Raw genomic sequence first — 19142 nt, forward strand, 5'->3', positions numbered from 1 at the left:
AAGGAGGGATCAGGCCCGCCTGGACTCCGCGTAGTTCTGCAGGAACAGCGCCTCGGCGACCGACAGTCGCTCCAGCTCCTCGGGCGACACGCTCTCGTTCACCGCGTGGATCTGCGCCTCCGGCTCGCTCAGGCCGATCAGCAGGATTTCCGCCTCCGGGTAGAGCGTCGCGAGAGTGTTGCAGAGCGGGATCGAGCCGCCCATGCCGGACGACTGCATCTTCTCGCCGGGGTAGGCGGTCTCCATGGCCTGCGCCATCGAGGTGTACGCCGGGCTGGAGATGTCCGCGCGGAACGCCTGGCCCTGGCCCACCTGCTCGACGGCCACCCGTGCACCCCACGGGGCATGCGCCTTCAGATGGGCGGTCAGCAGCTGCGTCGCCTCGGCGGCGTCCTGGCCCGGCGGCACCCGCAGGCTGATCTGCGCCCGCGCCGTCGCCTGCAGCGACGGCGTCGCGCCGACCACGGGCGGGCAGTCGATGCCGATGACGGTGACGGCCGGCCGGGCCCAGATGCGGTCGGCGACCGTACCCGTGCCGATCAGCTGCACACCGTCGAGCACCTTCGCGTCCGCGCGGAACTCGGCCTCCGGGTACTGCAGTCCCTGCCAGTCGGCGTCCGTGGCGAGCCCGTCGACGGTCGTGGTGCCGTCCTCGGAGCGCAGCGACGCCAGCAGCTGGATCATCGCGGCCAGCGCGTCGGGCGCGGCGCCGCCGAACTGTCCGGAGTGCAGGTTGCCTTCGAGGGTGTCGAGCGTGACCCGGAGCATCGTCATCCCGCGCAGCGTCGCGGTGACCGTCGGCAGACCGACCCGGAAGTTGCCCGTGTCGCCGATGACGATGGTGTCGGCGGCCAGTAGATCGGGGTGCGCCTCCGCGTACCGCTCCAGACCGCCGGTGCCCTGCTCCTCCGAGCCTTCGGCGATCACCTTGACGGAGACCGGGACGCCGCCGTTCGCCTTGAGCGCGCGCAGGGCGAGGAGGTGCATGATGAAGCCGCCCTTGCAGTCCGCCGCGCCGCGGCCGAACCAGCGGCCGTCGCGCTCCGTCAGCTCGAACGGCGGGGAGAGCCAGGCGGACTCGTCGAGCGGCGGCTGCACGTCGTAGTGCGCGTAGAGCAGCACGGTCGGGGCGCCGGCCGGACCGGGCAGGAAGCCGTAGACCGACTGGGTGCCGTCGGGGGTGTCGAGCAGGGCGACGTCCTGGAAGTCCTCGGCGCGCAGTGCGTCGGCGACCCAGTCGGCGGCCGCCTCGCATTCGCTCTTCGGGAACTGCGCGGGATCCGCCACCGACTGGAAGGCCACCAGCTCGGCCAGCTCCGCCTTGGCGCGGGGCATCAGCGAGGCGACAGTCTCGGAAATCGGATGGGCGGTCATGGGCACGCTCCTCGTGGGTGCGACGTTATGTGTACGAATCCGTCTGCAGGAACGCCGTGGGTGCGGCGTTGCATGTATGGCGAACGCACGGTCGATCCTCCCACAGCGGGGGACGGCCGCAACGCGCCGTAGGATGCCGTGAGCAGTGTGGGCCACTGGTCGGGATCGGGAGCAGAAGCACATCGTGAGCAGCGAGAACGCAGACGCCGGACGTGAGCTGGAAGAGTTGTCCGTATGGGACGTCGTCGTAGTCGGCGCCGGACCGGCCGGAGCCTCCGCGGCATACGCGGCGGCGGTTGCCGGCCGACGGGTATTGCTGCTGGAGAAGGCGGAACTGCCTCGGTACAAGACCTGCGGCGGTGGCATCATCGGGTATTCGCGTGACGCGCTGCCGCCCGGGTTCGAACTGCCGTTGCAGGACCGGATCCACGCGGTGACGTTCTCGCTCAACGGCAGGCTGGCGCGGACGCGCCGTTCCAAGCGGATGCTCTTCGGGCTCATCAACCGGCCCGAGTTCGACGCGGGCCTGGTCGAGGAGGCGCAGAAGGCGGGCGCCGAACTCCGGACCGGAGTGACGGTGACACGGGTCGAGCAGCACGGCGCCGCGGTCCCGGACCGGCGCACGGTCGCCGTGGTGCTGTCCGGCGGCGAGACCGTCCTCGCCCGTGCGGTCGTCGGCGCCGACGGCAGCGCGGGACGCATAGGGGCCCATGTCGGGGTGAAGCTCGACCAGGTTGACCTCGGCCTGGAGTCGGAGATCCCGGTACCGGCCACGGTCGCGGAGGACTGGGCAGGGCGGGTACTGATCGACTGGGGCCCGATGCCCGGTAGTTACGGCTGGGTGTTCCCGAAGGGCGACACCCTGACCGTCGGTGTGATCTCGGCGCGCGGTGATGGCGCGGGGACCAAGCGGTATCTGGAGGACTTCATCGCCCGGCTCGGTCTCGCCGGGTTCGAGCCGAAGATCTCCTCCGGTCATCTCACGCGCTGCCGCAGCGACGATTCGCCGCTGTCGCGCGGGCGGGTGCTCGTCTGCGGCGACGCGGCGGGCCTGCTGGAGCCGTGGACCCGTGAAGGCATCTCGTTCGCGCTGCGTTCAGGGCGGCTCGCCGGTGAATGGGCGGTCCGGATCGCCGAGTCGCACGACGCGGTGGACGCCCGCCGCCAGGCGCTCAATTACGCGTTCGCCATCAAGGCCGGACTGGGCGTCGAGATGGGCGTCGGCAGGCGCATGCTGAAGCTCTTCGAGCGCCGCCCGGGCATACTGCACGCGGTGCTGACCGGATTCCGCCCGGCCTGGAAGGCGTTCGCCGGGATCACCCGGGGGACGACTTCGCTGGCCGAGCTGGTCCGTTCGCATCCGCTGGCACAGCGCGCCCTTTCGGCGATGGACCGCTGACGGACCAGGGGAAGGGTCCGCATCGGCGGACTGGCGGACCGACGGGCCGGAGGAGTCCGGCGGCCGGATGGTTCGGAAGGGCGGACCGGAAGGTACGTGGCGGTCGGGACGGGCCGGAAGGTACTGAGCGGAAGGCCGGAAGGGCGGGGCAGGGCGGCCGGCACGGCCCGGCCCGGGCCGGTTGCAGGTACGCCGGTCCGTCAGGCCTCGATCGTGACCCGGAAGATCGGGTGGTCAGGGGCGATGCGGCGCAGCTCCTCGACGGACGAGTCCGGGCCGACACCGCCGAAGAAGACGCCGACCTCCGCCTTCCACCGCTTGAGGTAGGCGCGCAGCAACTCGGGCTTCTCGTCGTCGGGAACCTCGGTGGCGGTGAAGACGTCGACCTTCTTGCCGAGGTGGAGCTCGCCGCCACCGGCCGCGCGCATGTTGTGCGTCCACTGGACGTGGCCACGGGGCGCGACGAGGTACTGCCGGCCGTCCACGGTCAGGAGGTTCACCGGGGTGCGGCGCCACTCGCCGCTCTTGCGGCCGCGGACCGCCAGGACCCGCGAGCCCCAGACGCTGATGCCGCGCCGGGTGATCCAGGCGACGGTGCGGTTGAAGACGTTGACGGTGAACCAGCCGGGCTTTTGAACGTGCACGGACATCGAGATTCCCCTTCGGAAAGTGCGAGCACTGCTCTCGCTTGAGATCAGTGTGCACGTGCATGGTGCTCAAATGCAAGAGCGCTGCTCTCGTTATTGGTCGGTGCTCCAGGCTCATGGCAGACTGATCGCCATGAGCACCATCCGAGGAGCCAGGGAACGGGCCCGTATCGAAGTCACCGCCGCCATCAAGGACGAGGCGAGGAAGCAGCTCGCGGCCGATGGCGCCGCAAGACTTTCGCTGCGCGCCGTCGCCCGTGAACTGGGCATGGTCTCGTCCGCGCTCTACCGCTACTTCCCCAGCCGCGACGAGCTGCTCACGGCCTTGATCGTCGATGCGTACGACGCCGTGGGCGAGGCCGCCGAAGCCGCCGACCGGGCATCCTGCGCAGGATCGTCCGCCTCCCCCCTCGCCCGCTGGACCGCGGTCGCCTGCGCCGTACGCGACTGGGCCCTCGCCCACCCCCATGAGTACGGTCTGATCTACGGCTCGCCGGTGCCCGGTTACACCGCGCCCCAGGCGACGATCGGCCCCGCCTCCCGCGTCGGCCTCGTCCTCATCGCGATCGTCGGCGACGCCCACCGCACGGACGGTCTCTCGCTGCCGTCGCTCGCCGCCGAGCTGCGTTCCGAGGCCGAACGGATGGCCGCCGACGTCGCCCCCGACCTCCCCCCGGCGGTCGTCGCCCCGCTCGTGGCCGCCTGGTCGCAGCTCTTCGGGCTGATCTCCTTCGAGATCTTCGGGCAGTTCAACCGGCTCGTTGAGGCGCGGGAGGCCTTCTTCCGGCAGGCCGTCGGTGAGCTGGCCCGTCATGTCGGTCTGCTCGGCGACCGGGGCGGCCACAAGGCGGGCACCGGAGTCTGAGCCCGCCGCAGCCCCTTGCGCCCGCCCGCGCGCGCAAGGCCGCGCCGACGGTGTACTCCGCTGGGAGTATGCGTGGTCACCACACCCGGCTGACGCCACTGCCGTGGCCAGCGGTCTAGCGTTGCCGGTATGGAAGAGCAGCGCTCACACGGAAGCGGCGGTCCCCCTCGGGTGCTGGGCGGACCGCCGCAGCGGCGGCCCTGGATGCACGCGGGCCCCCACGGACCGTGGGGGCACGACGGGCCGCCGCGCCGGCTGACGGGGACGAGCGTGCGGTCCGCCGCCCGCCTGCCGTGGCCGTCCACCCTCCTGCTCGGTGCGATCGTCATGATCGGCTCGTCCGTCGCGGCCCGGGGCCAGCTCGGCGAGCGCGCCCCGTTGGACCTCTTCGCCCGGGCGCTGCTCCTCATCGCCGTCGCCGTACTGCTGCTGCGTCACCGCCACCCCGTCCTGGCGGTGTTCGTCTCCGCGGCCGCGGCCATGATCTATCTCGGGGCCGGCTATCCGTACGGTCCGGTGTTCTTGGCCGTTGCCGTCGGATGCTTCAGCGCTGTTGTCGCGGGGCACCGGCGGGCCGCCTGGTCGGCCGTGGGAATGGTGTGGGTGGGGCATCTGCTGGTGGCCCACTGGCTCTACCGCCGGCTGCCGCCGATCGGCGACTCGGCCGCACCGTGGGGGCAGGAACTGGGCATCGCCGCCTGGGTGGTGGCGATCGTCGCGGCAGCGGAGTTCGTGCGCGTACGTCGTGAACAGTGGGCCGCACAGCGGGCCGAACGGGACGCCGCGGAGAAGCGGCGGGCCGACGAGGAGCGGCTGCGCATGGCCCGGGAGCTCCATGACGTGCTCGCCCACAGCATCTCCGTCATCAATGTCCAGGCGGGCGTCGGACTCGCGCTGCTCGACTCCGACCCCGAGCAGGCCCGCACGGCCCTCACCACGATCAAGGCAGCCAGCAAGGAGGCACTCGGCGAGGTCCGTCAGGTCCTCGCCACGCTCCGTACCCCCGGCGATGCCCCCCGGGCCCCGGCCCCCGGCCTCGACCGGCTGCCCGAGCTGGTCGACCAGGCGGCGAGTGCCGGACTGACCGTCACGGTGGAGGCGGACGGCGTGCGGAACGCCGTCCCGCCCGGTACGGATCTGGCGGCCTTCCGGATCGTGCAGGAGGCGCTGACGAATGTGGTGCGGCATTCGGGCTCGCGCAGCGCGCGGGTCCGGATCGGTTACGGGGCCGGCAGCATCCGGCTCCGTATCGACGACGACGGACCCGCCACCGGCAGCGAGGCCGGGGGCAGCGGCAACGGGCTGGCCGGCATGCGGGAGCGGGCCGCCGCGCTGGGCGGCACGATCGAGGCGGGCCCCCGGCCCGACGGCGGTTTCCGGGTGCGGGCCGAGCTTCCGCTGCGCCCGGCGTCACCGGAAGACACCGCACAGGACGCGACGGGGGACCCTGAGCAGGACACGAGGCGGAACACGGCGGGGGACACTGTGCAGGACACGACGGAGGAGACACCGTGATCCGCGTACTGCTCGCCGATGACCAGCTGTTGGTCCGGGCCGGTTTCCGCGCCCTGCTGGACGCGCAGCCGGACATCGAGGTGGTGGGGGAGGCTGCCGACGGTGAGGAGGCCGTACGTCTGGTGCGCGAACTGCGGCCGGACACCGTGCTGATGGACATCCGGATGCCGCATCTCGACGGCCTCGCCGCCACCCGCACGATCACCGGCGATCCGGAGCTCAACGACGTCAAGGTGGTCATGCTCACCACCTTCGAGCTCGACGAGTACGTCTTCGAGGCGATCCGCTCCGGCGCCTCCGGCTTCCTGGTCAAGGACACCGAACCCGAGGAACTGCTGCGGGCGGTACGGGCCGTGGTGGGCGGCGACGCGCTGCTCTCGCCCGGAGTGACCCGACGGCTGATCGCCGAGTTCGCCGCCCGCTCCAAGGAGCCTTCGGCCGCGACGGGACTGAGCGAACTCACCGAACGGGAACGGGAAGTGATGGCGCTGGTCGGCATCGGCCTCACCAACGAGGAGATCGCCCGCCGACTCGTCGTCAGCCCGCTCACCGCCAAGACCCATGTCAGCCGCACCATGGTGAAGCTCGGCGCCCGCGACCGGGCCCAACTCGTCGTGCTCGCCTATGAGTCCGGGCTCGTGCGCCCCGGCTGGCTCGGCTGAGACGGAGCCTGCGGGCGGTGCGCGGCGGTCGGACGCCGGCTGCCCGGGCGGGGAAAGCCCCACAGCACATCGACGAGGCGGGCGACGAAGACGACGGCCGCGACGACGGCCCCGATCCGGTCCAGCACATGTTCGGCCCTACGGGGCAGATCGAGGTACACGGTGGTCATGGCGACCGCGACGAACGCGGCCGCGGCCAGAAAGGCCCCGCTCACCAGGGCGAAGCCGATCTCGACGGTCATGGCGTCCCGGTCTTCCTGACTTCGGCGTCCCATGTCCGGAGTGTCACAGGGGCGGTGGGCGACGGACAAGGATGCCTCGCCGTCCACCGCCCCGTTCCCCCTCGCCGGTCAGCCATGGGGGCAGTGGGCCGGCTCGGTCAGTCCCGGACCGCCACCTTCTGTGCGGCCGGCTGCTGGGCGGCCGATGCCTCGGCGGCGGCCCGGTCGCCCTCGGACGACGCGACCAGCACGGAGTGCTGTACGGGCCTGCGGCGACGCAGCCCGGTCAGCGTGATCAGCAGCCCGGCGAACGCGATCGCCGTCACCACCACGAGGCCCGGCCGGTAGCTGTCGAGGACCGCCTGCGAGGAGCCGTCGCCACTTCCGTGCGCCGTGATCACCGCCGTCACGACGGCCAGGAAGATCGCCCCGCCCACCTGGATCGAGGTGTTCAGCAGACCCGACACCATGCCCTGCTCGTCGTCGTCGACCCCGTTGGTGGCCTGGATGTTGAGGGACGGGAAGGTCAGTGCGCAGGCCGCTCCCAGCAGCAGCATCGAGGGCAGGATGACCGCCGCGTACGACGGGGTGAGGGTGATCCGCAGGAAGAGTCCATAGCCGACGACGAGGAAGGTGAAGCCGGCCGCGATCACGCGCGGCGTCCCGAACCTGTCGACCACATCGCCGATCTTCGTCGACGACAGCGCGACCAGCACACCCGCGGGCAGGAAGGCCAGCGCGGTCTGCAAGGCCGACCAGCCGAGCAGTGACTGCATGTACTGGGTGACCAGGAACTGGAAACCGACGTAGCTGCCGAAGAACGCAGCGGCGCCCAGCTGCGCCCTGACCTGGCTGCCGGAGCGCAGCACACCGAGCCGGACCAGCGGGTTCGCGGTGCGTCGCTCGATGGTGACGAAGACGGTCAGCAGTGCGGCGACGGCGAGGAACGACAGCAGGGTCCGGGCGGAGGCCCAGCCGGCCTCCGGGGCCTGGACGACGGTGAACACCAGCAGCAGCATGGAGGCCGTGCCGGTGACGGCACCCGGCAGGTCGTAGCCGCGACGGGTGTCCTCGCGGTCGCTGTGCGGGATCAGCCTCAGCCCCGCTACCAGGGCGATCAGCGCGATGGGGGCGGGCAGCAACATGGTCCAGCGCCAGGACAGCTGGGTGAGCAGACCGGACAGCACCAGGCCCATGGAGAAGCCGGTGGCCGCGCACGTGGTGTAGATGGACAGCGCGCGGTTGCGCTGCGGGCCTTCCTTGAACGTCGTGGTGATGATCGAGAGCCCGGCCGGTGCGGTGAACGCGGCACTCAGCCCCTTGATGAAGCGGCTGGCGATCAGCAGCGGTCCGGAGTCGACGAATCCGCCGAGCAGCGAGGCAAGGGCGAAGACGCCGAGCGCGATCAGGAAGACCTGGCGTCTGCCGAGCAGATCGGCCGCGCGGCCGCCGAGGAGCAGTAGTCCTCCGTAGCCGAGGATGTACCCGCTGACGATCCACTGCAGGGTCGAGGTGGTCAGGTCGAGGTCGTCGGCGATGGACGGCAGAGCGACGCCGACCATGGAGACGTCCAGGGCGTCCAGGAACATCGCGGCGCAGAGCACGAGCAGGGTGCCCCACAGGCGCGGGCTCCAGCGCGCATGGGAATCGGAGACGTTGAGCGGAGAGGTCATGACGACGAAGGTACATGCACATGCATTGAATGCAAGTGCATTTAATTCCGATGCAACAAACGGCCCCATCTCTGCTAACGTGCGGTTATGGCAGCGAACAAGCCCGAGCGGGTGCTCGTCGAGGAGTGGCGGGACATGCTTGCGCTGCATGCCAGGACGTTGTGCGAGCTCGATCGTGAGCTGCATCAGCACGGCCTCGGCGCCAGCGACTTCGAGGTGCTCGACGTCCTCGCGGAAGGCGCGTCGGAGGACGGCGGCGCCGCTTATCGCGTACAGGAGCTGGCCTCCCGGGTCCATCTGAGCCAGAGTGCGCTGTCACGCCTGATCGCACGGCTGGAGAAGGACGACCTCGTGTGTCGCGGGATGTGCAGCGAGGACCGGCGGGGAGTCCGGGTCGAGCTGACGGCGAAGGGCCGGGCGCGTCATGCCGAGGTGAAGCCGCTGCAGCGGACAGTGCTCGCCCGGATGCTGGGCGGCGCGACCGGCTGAGTGCGGTACCGGCCGCGGCAGGCGCCCTCGTTCCCGTACGTCTGTCAGGACCAGGTCACCCCGGAGTTCTCGCACCACAGACGGGCCAGTCCCCGGTCGCCCGTCACCGTGACCGCGGTGAGCGGCAGCCTGTTCCAGAGCGTCAGATTGAGCCCCTCGGCCGTACCGCTCAATTCGCAGTCGCCGGACCCCGCTCGGTGTGCGTCGGCCTCCGATTCGCGTACGGCCTGCGGCGGCTCCGACGAGAGCCGTACGGTCCATGCGTCGCCCGTGTCCGTGGCGCGCACCCGCAGCGTGCGTGGTGCATCGGTGCGCACCCTGCTCTTCGGGCGGGCGTGGAACCCGCGCAGCAGCTCGTCGATCCCGTCCAGCGCCTGCCCGGCCGCCACCGGCGAGACCGGGCCGCCGCGCGCGGACTCGGCGTCCACCCGGTGAATCGTCGTCTCGTGGGCCTGCCGCCGTGCCCAGAATGCCAGCGGGGAGGGCGCGGGCAGAAAGGTCCAGCACTCCAGGTCGGCCGAGGCACTCTCCAGCGCGTTCACCAGCAGGCCGTGCCCCTCGCGGAACCAGTCGAGCAACTCCCCGCCGTCCAGATTGGGTTCGCCGCCGTCGGGGTGGTACGAGATGTGCCCCTCGGCGACGAACGCGGTCGCCCAGCGGTGCACCATGCCGGTGTGCCGGAGCAGATTGCGCACCTGCCAGCCCGGGCAGGTCGGCACCGAAGCGCCGGGCCCGGCCTGCTCCGCCGCAGTGGCCAGCAAGTATCCTGCGTCCGCGAGGGACTTGACGTAGTCCGTGGTCTCCATGGCGGAGATTGTGCCAGCGGCTCAGACACCCTGGGGATGGGCGGTACGGGACCGTCCCCCGCCGCGCACCAAGCGTACGAACCAGCCGAGAGCGAGCGCCTGCACGAGGACGGACGCGACGAGGGCGAGATATATGAACCAGGCCGGTCCGGCCGCGTCCACTCCCCACAGTTCACTGCCGACGAAGAACACGAACACCGTCGGCGCCGCGAGCAGGAACAGCCAGACGCCCGCGAACGAGGCGTCCTCGTGCGGGACGAGCAGTGTGTCCACGGCGACGAACACCGCCGTCGCCAGCACCACCCCGAGGTAGATCAGCGAGGCGGCATTGCCGAAGGTCAGCCGTGCGAGCGTGCGGAGGTGCTGCTTGTTCATGACCGGCTTGTTCATGGCTTGCTCCCCGTGGATGGTCGATGCCTCCATCGTGCTGCCGGGGAGCCGGTCCTGCCTGAGTACGCCTACTCAATCGGGCAGGTGTGCGTGCGGTGGAGGCCTGTCGCGCGTACGGCGATCAGGCGCGGGCCGTCGCATGCCGTGCCGCGTACCCCAGCGCCGCCGCAGCACCGGCGAGCACCGCCACCGTCGTGAGGGCCAGCGGCAGCGAGAACCAGTCGGCCAGGAATCCGATCGCGGGCGGTCCGAGCAGCATCCCGCCGTAGCCGATCGTCGACGCGACGGCCACTCCGCTCGGGCCGGCCAGCTCGCCGGCCCGGCCGACCGCGACGGGGAAGATGTTCGCCAGGCCGAGTCCGGCGACGGCGAAGCCGAGAAGGGCGAGCCAGGTGGTCGGTGCCAGCGATCCGAGGAGCATTCCGGCCGCGCCCGTCGCGCCGCCCGCGACGAGCGTGCGGGTCTGGCCGAGCCGTTCGAGCAGGGCGGTACCGGTGAGCCTGCCCGCGGTCATGGCCAGGGCGAACAGCGAGTATCCGGCGGCGGCGACGCCCGGACGGGCGTGCAGGTCCTGAGTCAGATGGAGCGCGCTCCAGTCGGCCAGGGCCCCTTCCCCGTAAGCGGTGCAGAGCGCGATCACGCCGAACAGCAGCACCAGGTTGCGAGCCCGTCCCGCCATGCGGCGCGGCGGCGCGGCACGGTCCGCAGCGGTCGCCGCCCGGGGAGCCGGGTACCGGAGCAGGGCCGGTCCGGCGGCGGCGGTGACCAGCAGCCCGACCCCGGTGAGGATGTAGAGATGGGTGGCGGGGGAGAGGCCGCCGGCGACCAGTCCGCCGAGCCCGGCGCCGAGCATGCCGCCGAGGCTGAACGCGGCATGGAAGCTCGGCATCACCGGGCGCCGCAGGCCGGATACCAGGTCGACCGCCGCGCTGTTCATCGCGACGTTCATCGCGCCGTATGCGGCTCCGAAGACCAGCAGGACCAGACCGAGTGCGAGGGCCGAATGCGTCTGCGCGGGCAGGGCGATGGCGAGCGAGAGGAGTGCTCCGCAGACCACCGTCAGGGGGTGGCTGCCGAACCGCCTGCACAGCCTCCCGGCGAGCATCATGGTGATGACGGCTCCGGCGGAGACCCCGAGCAGGGCGAGGCCGAGGGTGGATGCGGAGGCGCCGGTCTGGTGCTTGATGGCCGGGATGCGGACCACCCAGCCGGCGAAGAGGAAACCGTCGAGGGCGAAGAACACGGTCAGCGCGGTACGGAGGCGGGCCGACGAGGGTGGGGCGGTGTCTCCGCCTGGTCCCCCCGGTAGGGCCGTCCGCAGTTTGTTTAGTTGCGGCACAAAAGAAGCATAGGGGCCCGTGGACAACGGACGCAAGACGGCGGACCGCCACGGCCGACACGGTCGGAAAGTGCGATCACGGCGACCGGGAGGAGCGATGACAGTGACGGGAAGGGGTGATCACGGTGACCGGGAGGGGCGGTCGTCGCGGGCCGGAACGGCGTTCGTCGTGGCAGCACGCGGGCAGGAGCGCCCGACCGGAGCGTCGGCAGTCGCTCCGGATCATGGGAGACTCGCCCCCATGAACGGCAAGGCGACCACCACCCGGACGAAGTTGGAGAGGGGCCGGAGCGCGCTCGGGCCCGCCCTGGAGCTGGTCCACACCGGACGCGCGCCCACCCGCGCCGTGCTCACCTCCGAGCTCGGCGTCACCCGCGCGACCGCCGGTGCGGTCGCCGCCGAGCTGGAGGCGCTCGGTCTCATCCGCGTCGACTCCAGCCCCGGTTCCGCGGCAGGCTCGCAGGGCCGCCCCTCGCACCGGCTGGCGATCCGCGAGTCCGGCCCGGTCGCCATCGCCGCGCAGGTGCATGCCGACGGGTTCCGTGCCGCGCTGGTGGGGCTCGGCGGCCGACTCGTCGCCACGGCTCCCGGCTGTGTCACCGTCACATCGGATCCGGCCCAGGTCGTGGGCGAAGTCGTCGACGCGTGCGCCCGGTTGCTGCGCGACAGCGGGCTGCGCTGCGTCGGTGCGGGCCTCGCCGTCCCCTCCGCCGTGGCCGAACCGGAGGGCACGGCGCTCAACCCACTGCACATCGCCTGGCCGGCAGGCTCCCAGGTCCGTGAGATCTTCGCCACGTGTGTACGTGAAGCGGGCATCCCCGGCCCCGCGTTCACCGGAAACGACGTCAACCTCGCCGCGCTCGCCGAGCACCGGCACGGCGCCGGCCGCGGAGCCCAGCATCTGCTCTGCGTGGCCACCGGCCACCGCGGCGTCGGCGGCGCCCTCGTCCTCGACGGCCGTCTGCACACCGGCAGTTCGGGGCTGGCCCTCGAGGTCGGCCATCTCACCGTGAACCCCGAGGGGCGTCCGTGCCACTGCGGAGGGCGCGGCTGCCTCGACGTCGAGACAGACCCGCTGGCCTTCCTTGTCGCCGCCCGCCGCGAACCGGGCCCCGAGGAGTCACTGCTCAAACAGGCGAGCGACCTGCTGCGCACGGAGTACGAGGACGCGGCGGTACAGGCCGCGTCCGAGGAACTGATCGACCGGCTCGGCCTCGGACTGGCCGGACTCGTCAACATCCTCAACCCGGACCGGATCATCCTCGGCGGACTGCACCGCGCACTGCTCGACGCCGACCCGGAGCGGCTGCGTGCCGTCGTCGCCGATCGCAGCCTGTGGGGGCGCAGCGGCAGCGTGCCGATCCTGCCGTGCACCCTCGATCACAACAGCCTGGTCGGCGCGGCCGAACTGGCCTGGCAGCCGGTTCTCGACGACCCGCTGGCCGCGCTGGCCTGAACCGCGGCCACTGCACCACCGACCCCCTGAGACCCCGGGAGTCGCGCAGCCGCTCGGCCGCTCGCCCGCGGTCGTCCAGCTCCCGGCCCGGCAGGACCGGGCTGCGCAGAAAGAGATGTCGTGGGCGTCGCACACGCCCAACTCCCCGGCAGGGATGTCGCCGAGGACCTGCGAACCGTGGCTACCACTGCCTGCTCTCGCCGAGCCGCTCACGCTCCGGCATGGACAGATGCAGCACCTCGTAGTGCTCTCCGGGCGCCTCGGGGGCGTCGTGCTCCCAAAGCGTGAAGTGGAGCAGCTCCCAGTGGCAGGGGTCGACGGCCGGCGCCGCGGCGACCGCGCCGGGGGCCTTCGCCCGCGTCCCGCTCTCCACCGGCGCGGCCTCGACCGCTTCCGCCGGGGCCATCGAGGCCGGGATCGGTACGCGGTGGCGGGTCGCCGTGCGGGGGAGTGTCCCAATCTTGCCCGGTCAGCGGGAGCAGCTGCCCGAAGGCCGCGTACTCCCACGGGGGTACGCAGACGGCCGCTGGCCGTACGACGACTCAGCCCCCTCCCGGAGCCAGGCTCGTCAGCGACAGAACAACAGAACCCCGCAACGAGGGAGCTGACCGAGATGAACACCCTGGCGTACTCCGGTGGACCCGGACCGTGGATCCTCTTCTTCCCGCTGATCTGGGCGGCCGTCGTCGTCACCGTTGTCACCGTGCTGCGCCGTACCGGCCGACTCGGTGGCCGACCCGGCCCCTGGGGCCCGCGCACCGCGCACGGCGCTCCAGGTGTCCCCGGCGAACAGTCGCCCATCACCCTGCTCGGCCGCCGGTTCGCGGCGGGCGAGATCGACGAGGACGAGTACTGGCGACGGCTCTCCGTGCTGGACGAGCAGTTCGGCCGTACCGGTCGGGGAGATGCCGCATGACCACCACGGTCAGCTCGACCGCGACCTCTACCGCCGCCTGCGTCGTCCACGCCGTGAAGATCTACGGCACGGGCGACACCGAGGTCAGGGCCCTGGACGGGGTGAGCGTCGACTTCCCGGCCGGCCGATTCACCGCCATCATGGGGCCTTCCGGTTCCGGCAAGTCCACCCTGATGCACTGCGCCGCCGGACTCGACACACTCACCTCCGGCTCCGCCTTCATCGGCGACACCGACCTCAGCGCGCCGACGACCGCAGGCTCACTCTGCTGCGCCGGCAGCGCATCGGCTTCGTCTTCCAGGCCTTCAACCTGATCCCGACCCTCACGGTCGCCGAGAACATCACCCTCCCCATGGACCTCGCCGGCGAGCGCGGTGACCAGGAGTGGATCGACGCCCTCATCGACACCGTGGGCCCTGACGCTCACACTGGTCTTCCGCGCTGCTGGCGCTCGCGGTACTGATCGCGCTGCTCGGCATCGCCAACACCCTCACCCTGACCGTCCATGAACGCACCGGCGAACTGGGCCTGTTGCGGGCCGTCGGACAGACCCGGAGCCAGCTGCGGGCCATGGTCCGCCGGGAGTCCGTCCTGGTCGACGCGTTCGGTACGGTGGGCGGCTGCTCGGCGGATTCCTCGGCTGGGTGCTGGTCAAGGCGTCCGAAGGCGCGGGTGGTACCCCGTTCGCCTTCGCGCTGCCGCCGGCGCGGCTCCTGGTGGTCGCCCTGGTAGGGATCACCGCAGGGGCGCCGGCCGGGTGGCGACCGGCGCGGCGTGCGGCACGCCTGGACGTGCTCCGCGCCATCGCTGCCATTGGACGACCACCGCGGGACGCACGAGGAGCGGGCTGCCTCCGGGCGCCCCGCTCCTCGTGCGTCCCTGATACGGGACAGCCCTCAGCCCACCGCGGCGGACCGGGCGTCGGTGTGGGCCACCTTCTCCAGGGACGGGGTGTCGACATCGCCGAAGGGACCGTCGGTCGTCGCCCCGTACACCGAGTGCGGCCGCACCGAGGCGAACAGGGAGGGGGCCGGAAGGGTGAACCAGACGACCTTCCCGGCCCGGCCCCGCGGCCGGACCCCCCAGCTCTCGCTGACCGCGGCGATCAGGGCCAGCCCGCGCCCCGATGTACTGGACGCGTCGGCCTCGCGCACGGTCGGCAGCCGCGGGTCGTGGTCGTGGACGGAGACAGTCAGGCGTTCGAGCAGGAACTCGATCTCTACGATGCACGTTTTGTCCGGCTGTGCATGCCGGTGGACATTGGTCAGCAGTTCGGTGACGCCCAGCGCTGCCTGGTCGATCAGAGGGTCCAGATGCCAGTAGCGCAATTGCGCCGAGATGATTCTGCGGACCTGACCGATCCGCGACGGCAGCGCCTGGAGCTCCACCGTGCAGTGCCTGCTTGGCTCGCTGATCACGGCTGCGACTCCCCGAAATAGGTCCGGAAGAAGACGGCGGAACGGAATCGGCGGAGAGCCGGCTGCCGTTCCCGGGCCGGCGGACTGGATCGCAGTGTCACCGCCGGTGAACCATGAGTGACGTGTGTCCAATGTCGCTCAGAGGCAACGGCTCCGCAACTTACGGTGTCCGGGTGGCTCCGCTCCGTCAGTACCGTTGTGTCGACCCTGCGATATCGGCTGTCCGAGGCCGGCCGTGATGTCAGTCCAGTCGGGCGCCCGCACTGCGCAGTGCCTCGAGGAACCGGTGCGACGGTCCCGCTCGGTCCCGCCCGTGATCGCGCTGTCCCATCGTCAGTCGGTAGCGCGTCCCGTTGAATCGCGCCACCGCCGAGTCCGCGCCGGCGAGCCATGGCCTGCCCGCGCTGACCACCCCCACCGGGGCGCTGTCGATCTCCCGGCCGTAGCTGGTCAGCAGTGCCACCCGGCCGTCCTTCACGATCACCTGCCCGGCTCTCGTGAGCGAGCGGGCCCATCGTTCGATCCGTACGCCCGTCGCGCTGAACTCCGCTTCCGTCACGACTGCTTCACCCCCTTCGTCATGCTTCCGACGGCAAGTCTGCATGTGGCTCGGCCGGTGCGCCAGACCGTGTCGGGGTCGGATGTCGCATTTGCGCCAGGGCGGTCGGCAGCCGTCCGGGCCGCCGAGGCCAAGGCAGGGCTATGGATCCCCAAAGTCAATGTTCGTGCAGGTAGGGGGCATATCGTTGATGTGCAGAGTCCGGGGGGCCGGGGGGTCCGGTAGTCCGGTGACGACGAGCAGGAGTGTGCTGATGGACACCAATGGGCACAGGCTTGACGGCCAGGTCGTGGCGACCGTCGACGTCGACCGCACCGACCACGAGTACCGGGCCTGGCTGAACGAGGCCGTGCGGAAGGTCCAGGCCGACGCCAACCGCTCTGCCGACACGCATCTGCTGCGCTTCCCGCTGCCCGAGGCCTGGGGGATCGACCTCTACCTCAAGGACGAGTCGACGCACCCCACGGGCAGCCTCAAGCACCGGCTGGCCCGCTCGCTCTTCCTCTACGGGCTCTGCAACGGCTGGATCCGGCCGGGCAAGCCGGTGATCGAGGCGTCGAGCGGCTCGACGGCCGTCTCGGAGGCGTACTTCGCGAAGCTGATCGGGGTGCCGTTCATCGCGGTGATGCCGCGCACCACCAGCCCCGAGAAGTGCCGGCTGATCGAATTCCACGGCGGCCAGTGCCACTTCGTCGACGACACCCAGAAGCTGTACGAGGAGTCGGCCAGGCTCGCCGCCGAAACCGGCGGTCACTACATGGACCAGTTCACCTACGCCGAGCGGGCCACCGACTGGCGCGGCAACAACAACATCGCCGAGTCGATCTACCAGCAACTGAGGCTGGAGCGTTACCCAGAACCCACCTGGATCGTCGCCACTGCCGGTACCGGCGGCACCTCGGCCACCATCGCCCGCTATGTGCACTACATGCAGTACGACACCCGGATCTGTGTGCCCGACCCGGAGAACTCCTGCTTCTTCGACGGCTGGACCCACCACAACGCCCTCGCCACCAGCGACTGCGGTTCACGCATCGAAGGAATCGGCCGGCCCCGGATGGAACCCAGCTTCGTGCCCGGCGCCATCGACCGGATGATGAAGGTGCCGGACGCGGCCAGTGTCGCCACCGTACGCGCCCTGGAGCAGGCCATCGGCCGCAAGGCGGGCGGTTCCACCGGCACCGGGCTGTGGAGCGCGTTCAAGCTCGTCGCCGAAATGCTGGAACAGGGCCGCACCGGCAGCGTCGTCACGCTGCTCTGCGACCCGGGCGACCGCTACCTCGACAAGTACTACTCCGACAGCTGGCTCGCCGGACAGGGCCTCGACATCGCCCCCTACGCCGCGACGATCGAACGCTTCCTGGCCACTGGCATCTGGCCCCGTTGAAGCCCGTCCCCCGCGATCCGAGCCTTCAGGCGGAGGCGGCGGCGAGCCGCTCGTCGAGATTGCGCACCGCGTCCCGGAAGGCCCGGGCCAGCCCGGCACGGCCCAGCCGCAGGGTGAACCGGAACGGCGCCGGCCCGTCGGCGGCGAAGGTCCACTGCACCCTCGTGCCCGTCCCGGTCGCGGCCGGGGAGAGCCGCCACTCCTCCACCAGGGCTTGCAGGATGGGTGCGTTGGTCTCGTCGACCCGGTAGGCGTACCGCTCGCCCGGCTCCTTCGCGAGAACCGTCTCCTGGAACACGGTGCCGCCCTTGAGCCGGATCTCGCAGCCCGCACCGGCTGCGGTGGGGCGGGCAGCCGTCACCGCGGTGAACCAGGAGGGCCAGCCCTCGACATCCTCGGCGAGCGCCCGGTACACCACCTCGGGAGGTGCGGACACCTCGGCGGCGAACACCAGCCGCAGCGGAGCGACCGGGACGAAGTCGAGGTCCACGGAGCGGAGTCGACGTGCCATGGAACGCACCTCCCGTGCGATCGGCAGCGGACGCACCCCGTCCGCGAGGGGCCACACCATATCTGTCACACCATCAGATGTCCGCACCGGTACGTGCTGCAGCTACGGCCGCACCGGGACTTCCAGGAGACCGTCCAGCACCCGGCGGAAGATCCGGCGGCCCGCGCCGGAGATCAGGGCGTCTCCCCACTGCGGCAGCAGCCGGATGCGAAGCTCCTCCACCCACACCACATGCGATCCGCACTCCGCCGGATACACGTCGATCGAGGCCCGGCCCAGCACCACGGAACCGCGCTTCTCCAGCCGGCAGAGCCCGGCCCGGCCGGCCGCGGGCGGTGTCCAGCGCACCACTTCCATCGGATCGTCGAACCCCAGCGGGCCCACGCCCGTACGGGCCACGAAGACGGTCCCGATTCCGGTGGGAAGCCCCGTCGGGACGCTGATCCGGGTCAGCGGCACATGCGCGGCGTGCTGTTCCCAGTCGGTCACCCGGCGCCACGACTCGGCGGCGGGAAGGGGGGTGAATCGCTCGATCCGGAAGACGGCCACAGCACGATCCTAGGACGTGACGGCCACGGCGCGCGCAGAGCGGAACGTGTGGCTCGGCTCTGTGCCGCCCATTCCCTAGCTGTCGGAGGGCTCGTCCTCGGCGGTCCCGCCCGCCACCACCAGGCCCGGCAGGTGCTCCTCGATCTCCTCGCGGGCCTGTGCCGACAGACCCGAATCGGTGACGAGGGTGTCCACCTGCTCCAGCGTGGCGAACGAACTCAGGCCCACCGTTCCCCACTTGGTGTGGTCGGCGACGACCACCACCCGCCGCGCCGAGTGCACGAAGCGCCGGTTGGTCTCGGCCTCCGCCAGATTCGGTGTCGACAGGCCGGCCTCGACCGAGATCCCGTGCACCCCGAGGAACAGCACATCGAAGTGGAGCGAACCGATCGCCTGATCGGCCACCGGCCCGACCAGGGAGTCCGACGGAGTCCGTACCCCACCGGTGAGCACCACCGTGGCGGCCCCGGCCCGCGGTCCACCCGTCGCCGCCGAACGCTGCGCGGTGTGGAACACATCGGCGACCCGTACCGAGTTCGTCACCACCGTCAACTCCGGTACCTCCAGCAGATGCTGGGCAAGCGCATACGTGGTCGTACCACCGGAGAGCGCGATCGCGCTGCCGGGCACGGCCATGGTCGCGGCCACCCGTGCGATGTCCTCCTTGGCGGTCAGCTCCAGCGTCGACTTCACCTCGAAGCCGGGCTCGTGCGTGCTCGCCTCGACGACCGGCACCGCGCCGCCGTGCACCTTCTCGATGACACCCTGACGGGCCAGTGCGTCCAGATCCCGGCGGACGGTCATGTCGGAGACGCTGAGCTTGCGGGTCAGCTCATTGACCCTGACCCCGCCGCGCCTGCGCACCTCGTCGAGGATCAGGGCGCGCCGCTGCTCCGCGAGGAGGTTCTGATTCTCGCTCAACGCCGGGTCCGGTCCTTCCCTCTCGCCTGTAGCAGGCTGGCCGTC

Annotated in this window: 21 protein-coding genes and 3 pseudogenes; 10 read left to right on the top strand and 14 right to left on the bottom strand. The window is 71.1% G+C overall.

What is annotated here, in order from left to right:
• Positions 1 to 9 precede the first annotated feature (9 nt).
• Positions 10 to 1374 carry a dipeptidase gene (locus tag OHA03_RS29395; RefSeq protein ID WP_267006748.1) on the bottom strand — a complete coding sequence of 455 codons (1365 nt, stop codon included), beginning with the start codon at positions 1372 to 1374 and terminating at the stop codon, positions 10 to 12.
• Between the two features lie 184 nt (positions 1375 to 1558).
• On the opposite strand from OHA03_RS29395, the gene OHA03_RS29400 reads away from it, so the two are divergent.
• Entirely contained in the window at positions 1559 to 2773 is a 1215-nt protein-coding gene (locus OHA03_RS29400) for a geranylgeranyl reductase family protein (RefSeq protein WP_267006749.1), read from the top strand.
• 200 nt (positions 2774 to 2973) lie between these two features.
• Here the strand turns inward: OHA03_RS29400 and OHA03_RS29405 are convergent, their stop codons facing one another.
• Positions 2974 to 3423: a nitroreductase family deazaflavin-dependent oxidoreductase gene (locus OHA03_RS29405; RefSeq protein ID WP_267006750.1), complete on the bottom strand. Its 450-nt coding sequence runs from the start codon at positions 3421 to 3423 to the stop codon at positions 2974 to 2976.
• 130 nt (positions 3424 to 3553) lie between these two features.
• Between OHA03_RS29405 and OHA03_RS29410 the strand changes: the two genes are divergently transcribed.
• From OHA03_RS29410 to OHA03_RS29420, 3 genes are all read left to right on the top strand, one after another.
• Entirely contained in the window at positions 3554 to 4285 is a 732-nt protein-coding gene (locus tag OHA03_RS29410; protein ID WP_267006751.1) for a TetR/AcrR family transcriptional regulator, read from the top strand.
• 129 nt (positions 4286 to 4414) lie between these two features.
• Positions 4415 to 5800, top strand: coding sequence for a sensor histidine kinase (locus tag OHA03_RS29415; protein WP_267006752.1), 1386 nt, complete (start codon positions 4415 to 4417; stop codon positions 5798 to 5800).
• On the top strand, positions 5797 to 6462 hold the full coding sequence (locus OHA03_RS29420) for a response regulator transcription factor (RefSeq protein WP_267006753.1): 666 nt from the start codon (positions 5797 to 5799) through the stop codon (positions 6460 to 6462). The genes OHA03_RS29415 and OHA03_RS29420 overlap by 4 nt, the downstream gene beginning before the upstream one ends.
• On the opposite strand, the gene OHA03_RS29425 is transcribed toward OHA03_RS29420, so the two are convergent.
• The gene (locus tag OHA03_RS29425) at positions 6423 to 6737 is read right to left on the bottom strand and encodes a DUF6332 family protein (protein WP_267006754.1); all 315 of its coding nucleotides are present in this window, start codon (positions 6735 to 6737) and stop codon (positions 6423 to 6425) included. The genes OHA03_RS29420 and OHA03_RS29425 overlap by 40 nt on opposite strands.
• Before the next feature lie 104 nt (positions 6738 to 6841).
• Positions 6842 to 8356 carry an MFS transporter gene (locus OHA03_RS29430; RefSeq protein WP_267006755.1) on the bottom strand — a complete coding sequence of 505 codons (1515 nt, stop codon included), beginning with the start codon at positions 8354 to 8356 and terminating at the stop codon, positions 6842 to 6844.
• Between the two features lie 87 nt (positions 8357 to 8443).
• On the opposite strand from OHA03_RS29430, the gene OHA03_RS29435 reads away from it, so the two are divergent.
• Positions 8444 to 8845: a MarR family winged helix-turn-helix transcriptional regulator gene (locus OHA03_RS29435; protein WP_267006756.1), complete on the top strand. Its 402-nt coding sequence runs from the start codon at positions 8444 to 8446 to the stop codon at positions 8843 to 8845.
• A 44-nt stretch (positions 8846 to 8889) separates the two neighbouring features.
• Here the strand turns inward: OHA03_RS29435 and OHA03_RS29440 are convergent, their stop codons facing one another.
• The 3 genes from OHA03_RS29440 to OHA03_RS29450 all read right to left on the bottom strand — a co-directional run bounded on the left by OHA03_RS29440 (position 8890) and on the right by OHA03_RS29450 (position 11380).
• Positions 8890 to 9651, bottom strand: coding sequence for a maleylpyruvate isomerase family mycothiol-dependent enzyme (locus OHA03_RS29440; RefSeq protein ID WP_267006757.1), 762 nt, complete (start codon positions 9649 to 9651; stop codon positions 8890 to 8892).
• A 21-nt stretch (positions 9652 to 9672) separates the two neighbouring features.
• Positions 9673 to 10041, bottom strand: coding sequence for an SCO4225 family membrane protein (locus OHA03_RS29445; RefSeq protein WP_267006758.1), 369 nt, complete (start codon positions 10039 to 10041; stop codon positions 9673 to 9675).
• 121 nt (positions 10042 to 10162) lie between these two features.
• The gene (locus OHA03_RS29450; protein WP_267006759.1) at positions 10163 to 11380 is read right to left on the bottom strand and encodes an MFS transporter; all 1218 of its coding nucleotides are present in this window, start codon (positions 11378 to 11380) and stop codon (positions 10163 to 10165) included.
• A 241-nt stretch (positions 11381 to 11621) separates the two neighbouring features.
• Between OHA03_RS29450 and OHA03_RS29455 the strand changes: the two genes are divergently transcribed.
• Positions 11622 to 12836: an ROK family protein gene (locus OHA03_RS29455; protein WP_267006760.1), complete on the top strand. Its 1215-nt coding sequence runs from the start codon at positions 11622 to 11624 to the stop codon at positions 12834 to 12836.
• A 7-nt stretch (positions 12837 to 12843) separates the two neighbouring features.
• Here the strand turns inward: OHA03_RS29455 and OHA03_RS29460 are convergent.
• A pseudogene (locus OHA03_RS29460) lies at positions 12844 to 13049 on the bottom strand (hypothetical protein); the annotation flags it as partial.
• Positions 13018 to 13296: a DUF4865 family protein gene (locus tag OHA03_RS29465; protein ID WP_267008202.1), complete on the bottom strand. Its 279-nt coding sequence runs from the start codon at positions 13294 to 13296 to the stop codon at positions 13018 to 13020. The gene OHA03_RS29465 and the pseudogene OHA03_RS29460, both read right to left, overlap by 32 nt.
• A gap of 153 nt (positions 13297 to 13449) precedes the next feature.
• On the opposite strand from OHA03_RS29465, the gene OHA03_RS29470 reads away from it, so the two are divergent.
• From OHA03_RS29470 to OHA03_RS29480, 3 genes and pseudogenes are all read left to right on the top strand, one after another.
• Positions 13450 to 13752 carry an SHOCT domain-containing protein gene (locus tag OHA03_RS29470; protein WP_267006761.1) on the top strand — a complete coding sequence of 101 codons (303 nt, stop codon included), beginning with the start codon at positions 13450 to 13452 and terminating at the stop codon, positions 13750 to 13752.
• Positions 13749 to 14167, top strand: a pseudogene (locus OHA03_RS29475) (ABC transporter ATP-binding protein); the annotation flags it as partial. The gene OHA03_RS29470 and the pseudogene OHA03_RS29475, both read left to right, overlap by 4 nt.
• 7 nt (positions 14168 to 14174) lie before the next feature.
• Positions 14175 to 14561, top strand: a pseudogene (locus OHA03_RS29480) (FtsX-like permease family protein); the annotation flags it as partial.
• Positions 14562 to 14648: 87 nt separating this feature from the next.
• Here OHA03_RS29480 and OHA03_RS29485 read toward each other — a convergent pair.
• Both OHA03_RS29485 and OHA03_RS29490 read right to left on the bottom strand, forming a co-directional pair.
• Positions 14649 to 15170, bottom strand: coding sequence for an ATP-binding protein (locus OHA03_RS29485; protein ID WP_267006762.1), 522 nt, complete (start codon positions 15168 to 15170; stop codon positions 14649 to 14651).
• A 241-nt stretch (positions 15171 to 15411) separates the two neighbouring features.
• Positions 15412 to 15774: a hypothetical protein gene (locus OHA03_RS29490; protein ID WP_267006763.1), complete on the bottom strand. Its 363-nt coding sequence runs from the start codon at positions 15772 to 15774 to the stop codon at positions 15412 to 15414.
• 208 nt (positions 15775 to 15982) lie between these two features.
• Here OHA03_RS29490 and OHA03_RS29495 point away from each other — a divergent pair, with 208 nt between their 5' ends.
• On the top strand, positions 15983 to 17116 hold the full coding sequence (locus OHA03_RS29495; protein WP_267006764.1) for a PLP-dependent cysteine synthase family protein: 1134 nt from the start codon (positions 15983 to 15985) through the stop codon (positions 17114 to 17116).
• 25 nt (positions 17117 to 17141) lie between these two features.
• Here the strand turns inward: OHA03_RS29495 and OHA03_RS29500 are convergent, their stop codons facing one another.
• The 3 genes from OHA03_RS29500 to OHA03_RS29510 form a co-directional block, all read right to left on the bottom strand.
• Positions 17142 to 17627, bottom strand: coding sequence for an SRPBCC family protein (locus OHA03_RS29500; protein WP_267006765.1), 486 nt, complete (start codon positions 17625 to 17627; stop codon positions 17142 to 17144).
• 102 nt (positions 17628 to 17729) lie between these two features.
• On the bottom strand, positions 17730 to 18176 hold the full coding sequence (locus OHA03_RS29505) for an SRPBCC family protein (RefSeq protein WP_267006766.1): 447 nt from the start codon (positions 18174 to 18176) through the stop codon (positions 17730 to 17732).
• Positions 18177 to 18251: 75 nt separating this feature from the next.
• Positions 18252 to 19097, bottom strand: coding sequence for a DeoR/GlpR family DNA-binding transcription regulator (locus tag OHA03_RS29510; RefSeq protein ID WP_267006767.1), 846 nt, complete (start codon positions 19095 to 19097; stop codon positions 18252 to 18254).
• Positions 19098 to 19142 lie beyond the last annotated feature (45 nt).

This window comes from Streptomyces sp. NBC_00154, from assembly GCF_026342835.1.
GTDB lineage: Bacteria > Actinomycetota > Actinomycetes > Streptomycetales > Streptomycetaceae > Streptomyces.

What these genes read in the sequence shown, in the direction of transcription:
- OHA03_RS29445 (WP_267006758.1), bottom strand. Translation starts at nt 10,041, where the DNA reads ATGAACAAGCCGGTCATGAACAAGCAGCACCTCCGCACGCTCGCACGG.
- OHA03_RS29455 (WP_267006760.1), top strand. Translation starts at nt 11,622, where the DNA reads ATGAACGGCAAGGCGACCACCACCCGGACGAAGTTGGAGAGGGGCCGG.
- OHA03_RS29415 (WP_267006752.1), top strand. Translation starts at nt 4,415, where the DNA reads ATGGAAGAGCAGCGCTCACACGGAAGCGGCGGTCCCCCTCGGGTGCTG.
- OHA03_RS29490 (WP_267006763.1), bottom strand. Translation starts at nt 15,774, where the DNA reads ATGCAGACTTGCCGTCGGAAGCATGACGAAGGGGGTGAAGCAGTCGTG.
- OHA03_RS29440 (WP_267006757.1), bottom strand. Translation starts at nt 9,651, where the DNA reads ATGGAGACCACGGACTACGTCAAGTCCCTCGCGGACGCAGGATACTTG.
- OHA03_RS29470 (WP_267006761.1), top strand. Translation starts at nt 13,450, where the DNA reads ATGAACACCCTGGCGTACTCCGGTGGACCCGGACCGTGGATCCTCTTC.
- OHA03_RS29495 (WP_267006764.1), top strand. Translation starts at nt 15,983, where the DNA reads ATGGACACCAATGGGCACAGGCTTGACGGCCAGGTCGTGGCGACCGTC.
- OHA03_RS29425 (WP_267006754.1), bottom strand. Translation starts at nt 6,737, where the DNA reads ATGGGACGCCGAAGTCAGGAAGACCGGGACGCCATGACCGTCGAGATC.
- OHA03_RS29430 (WP_267006755.1), bottom strand. Translation starts at nt 8,356, where the DNA reads ATGACCTCTCCGCTCAACGTCTCCGATTCCCATGCGCGCTGGAGCCCG.
- OHA03_RS29405 (WP_267006750.1), bottom strand. Translation starts at nt 3,423, where the DNA reads ATGTCCGTGCACGTTCAAAAGCCCGGCTGGTTCACCGTCAACGTCTTC.
- OHA03_RS29410 (WP_267006751.1), top strand. Translation starts at nt 3,554, where the DNA reads ATGAGCACCATCCGAGGAGCCAGGGAACGGGCCCGTATCGAAGTCACC.
- OHA03_RS29500 (WP_267006765.1), bottom strand. Translation starts at nt 17,627, where the DNA reads ATGGCACGTCGACTCCGCTCCGTGGACCTCGACTTCGTCCCGGTCGCT.
- OHA03_RS29395 (WP_267006748.1), bottom strand. Translation starts at nt 1,374, where the DNA reads ATGACCGCCCATCCGATTTCCGAGACTGTCGCCTCGCTGATGCCCCGC.
- OHA03_RS29435 (WP_267006756.1), top strand. Translation starts at nt 8,444, where the DNA reads ATGGCAGCGAACAAGCCCGAGCGGGTGCTCGTCGAGGAGTGGCGGGAC.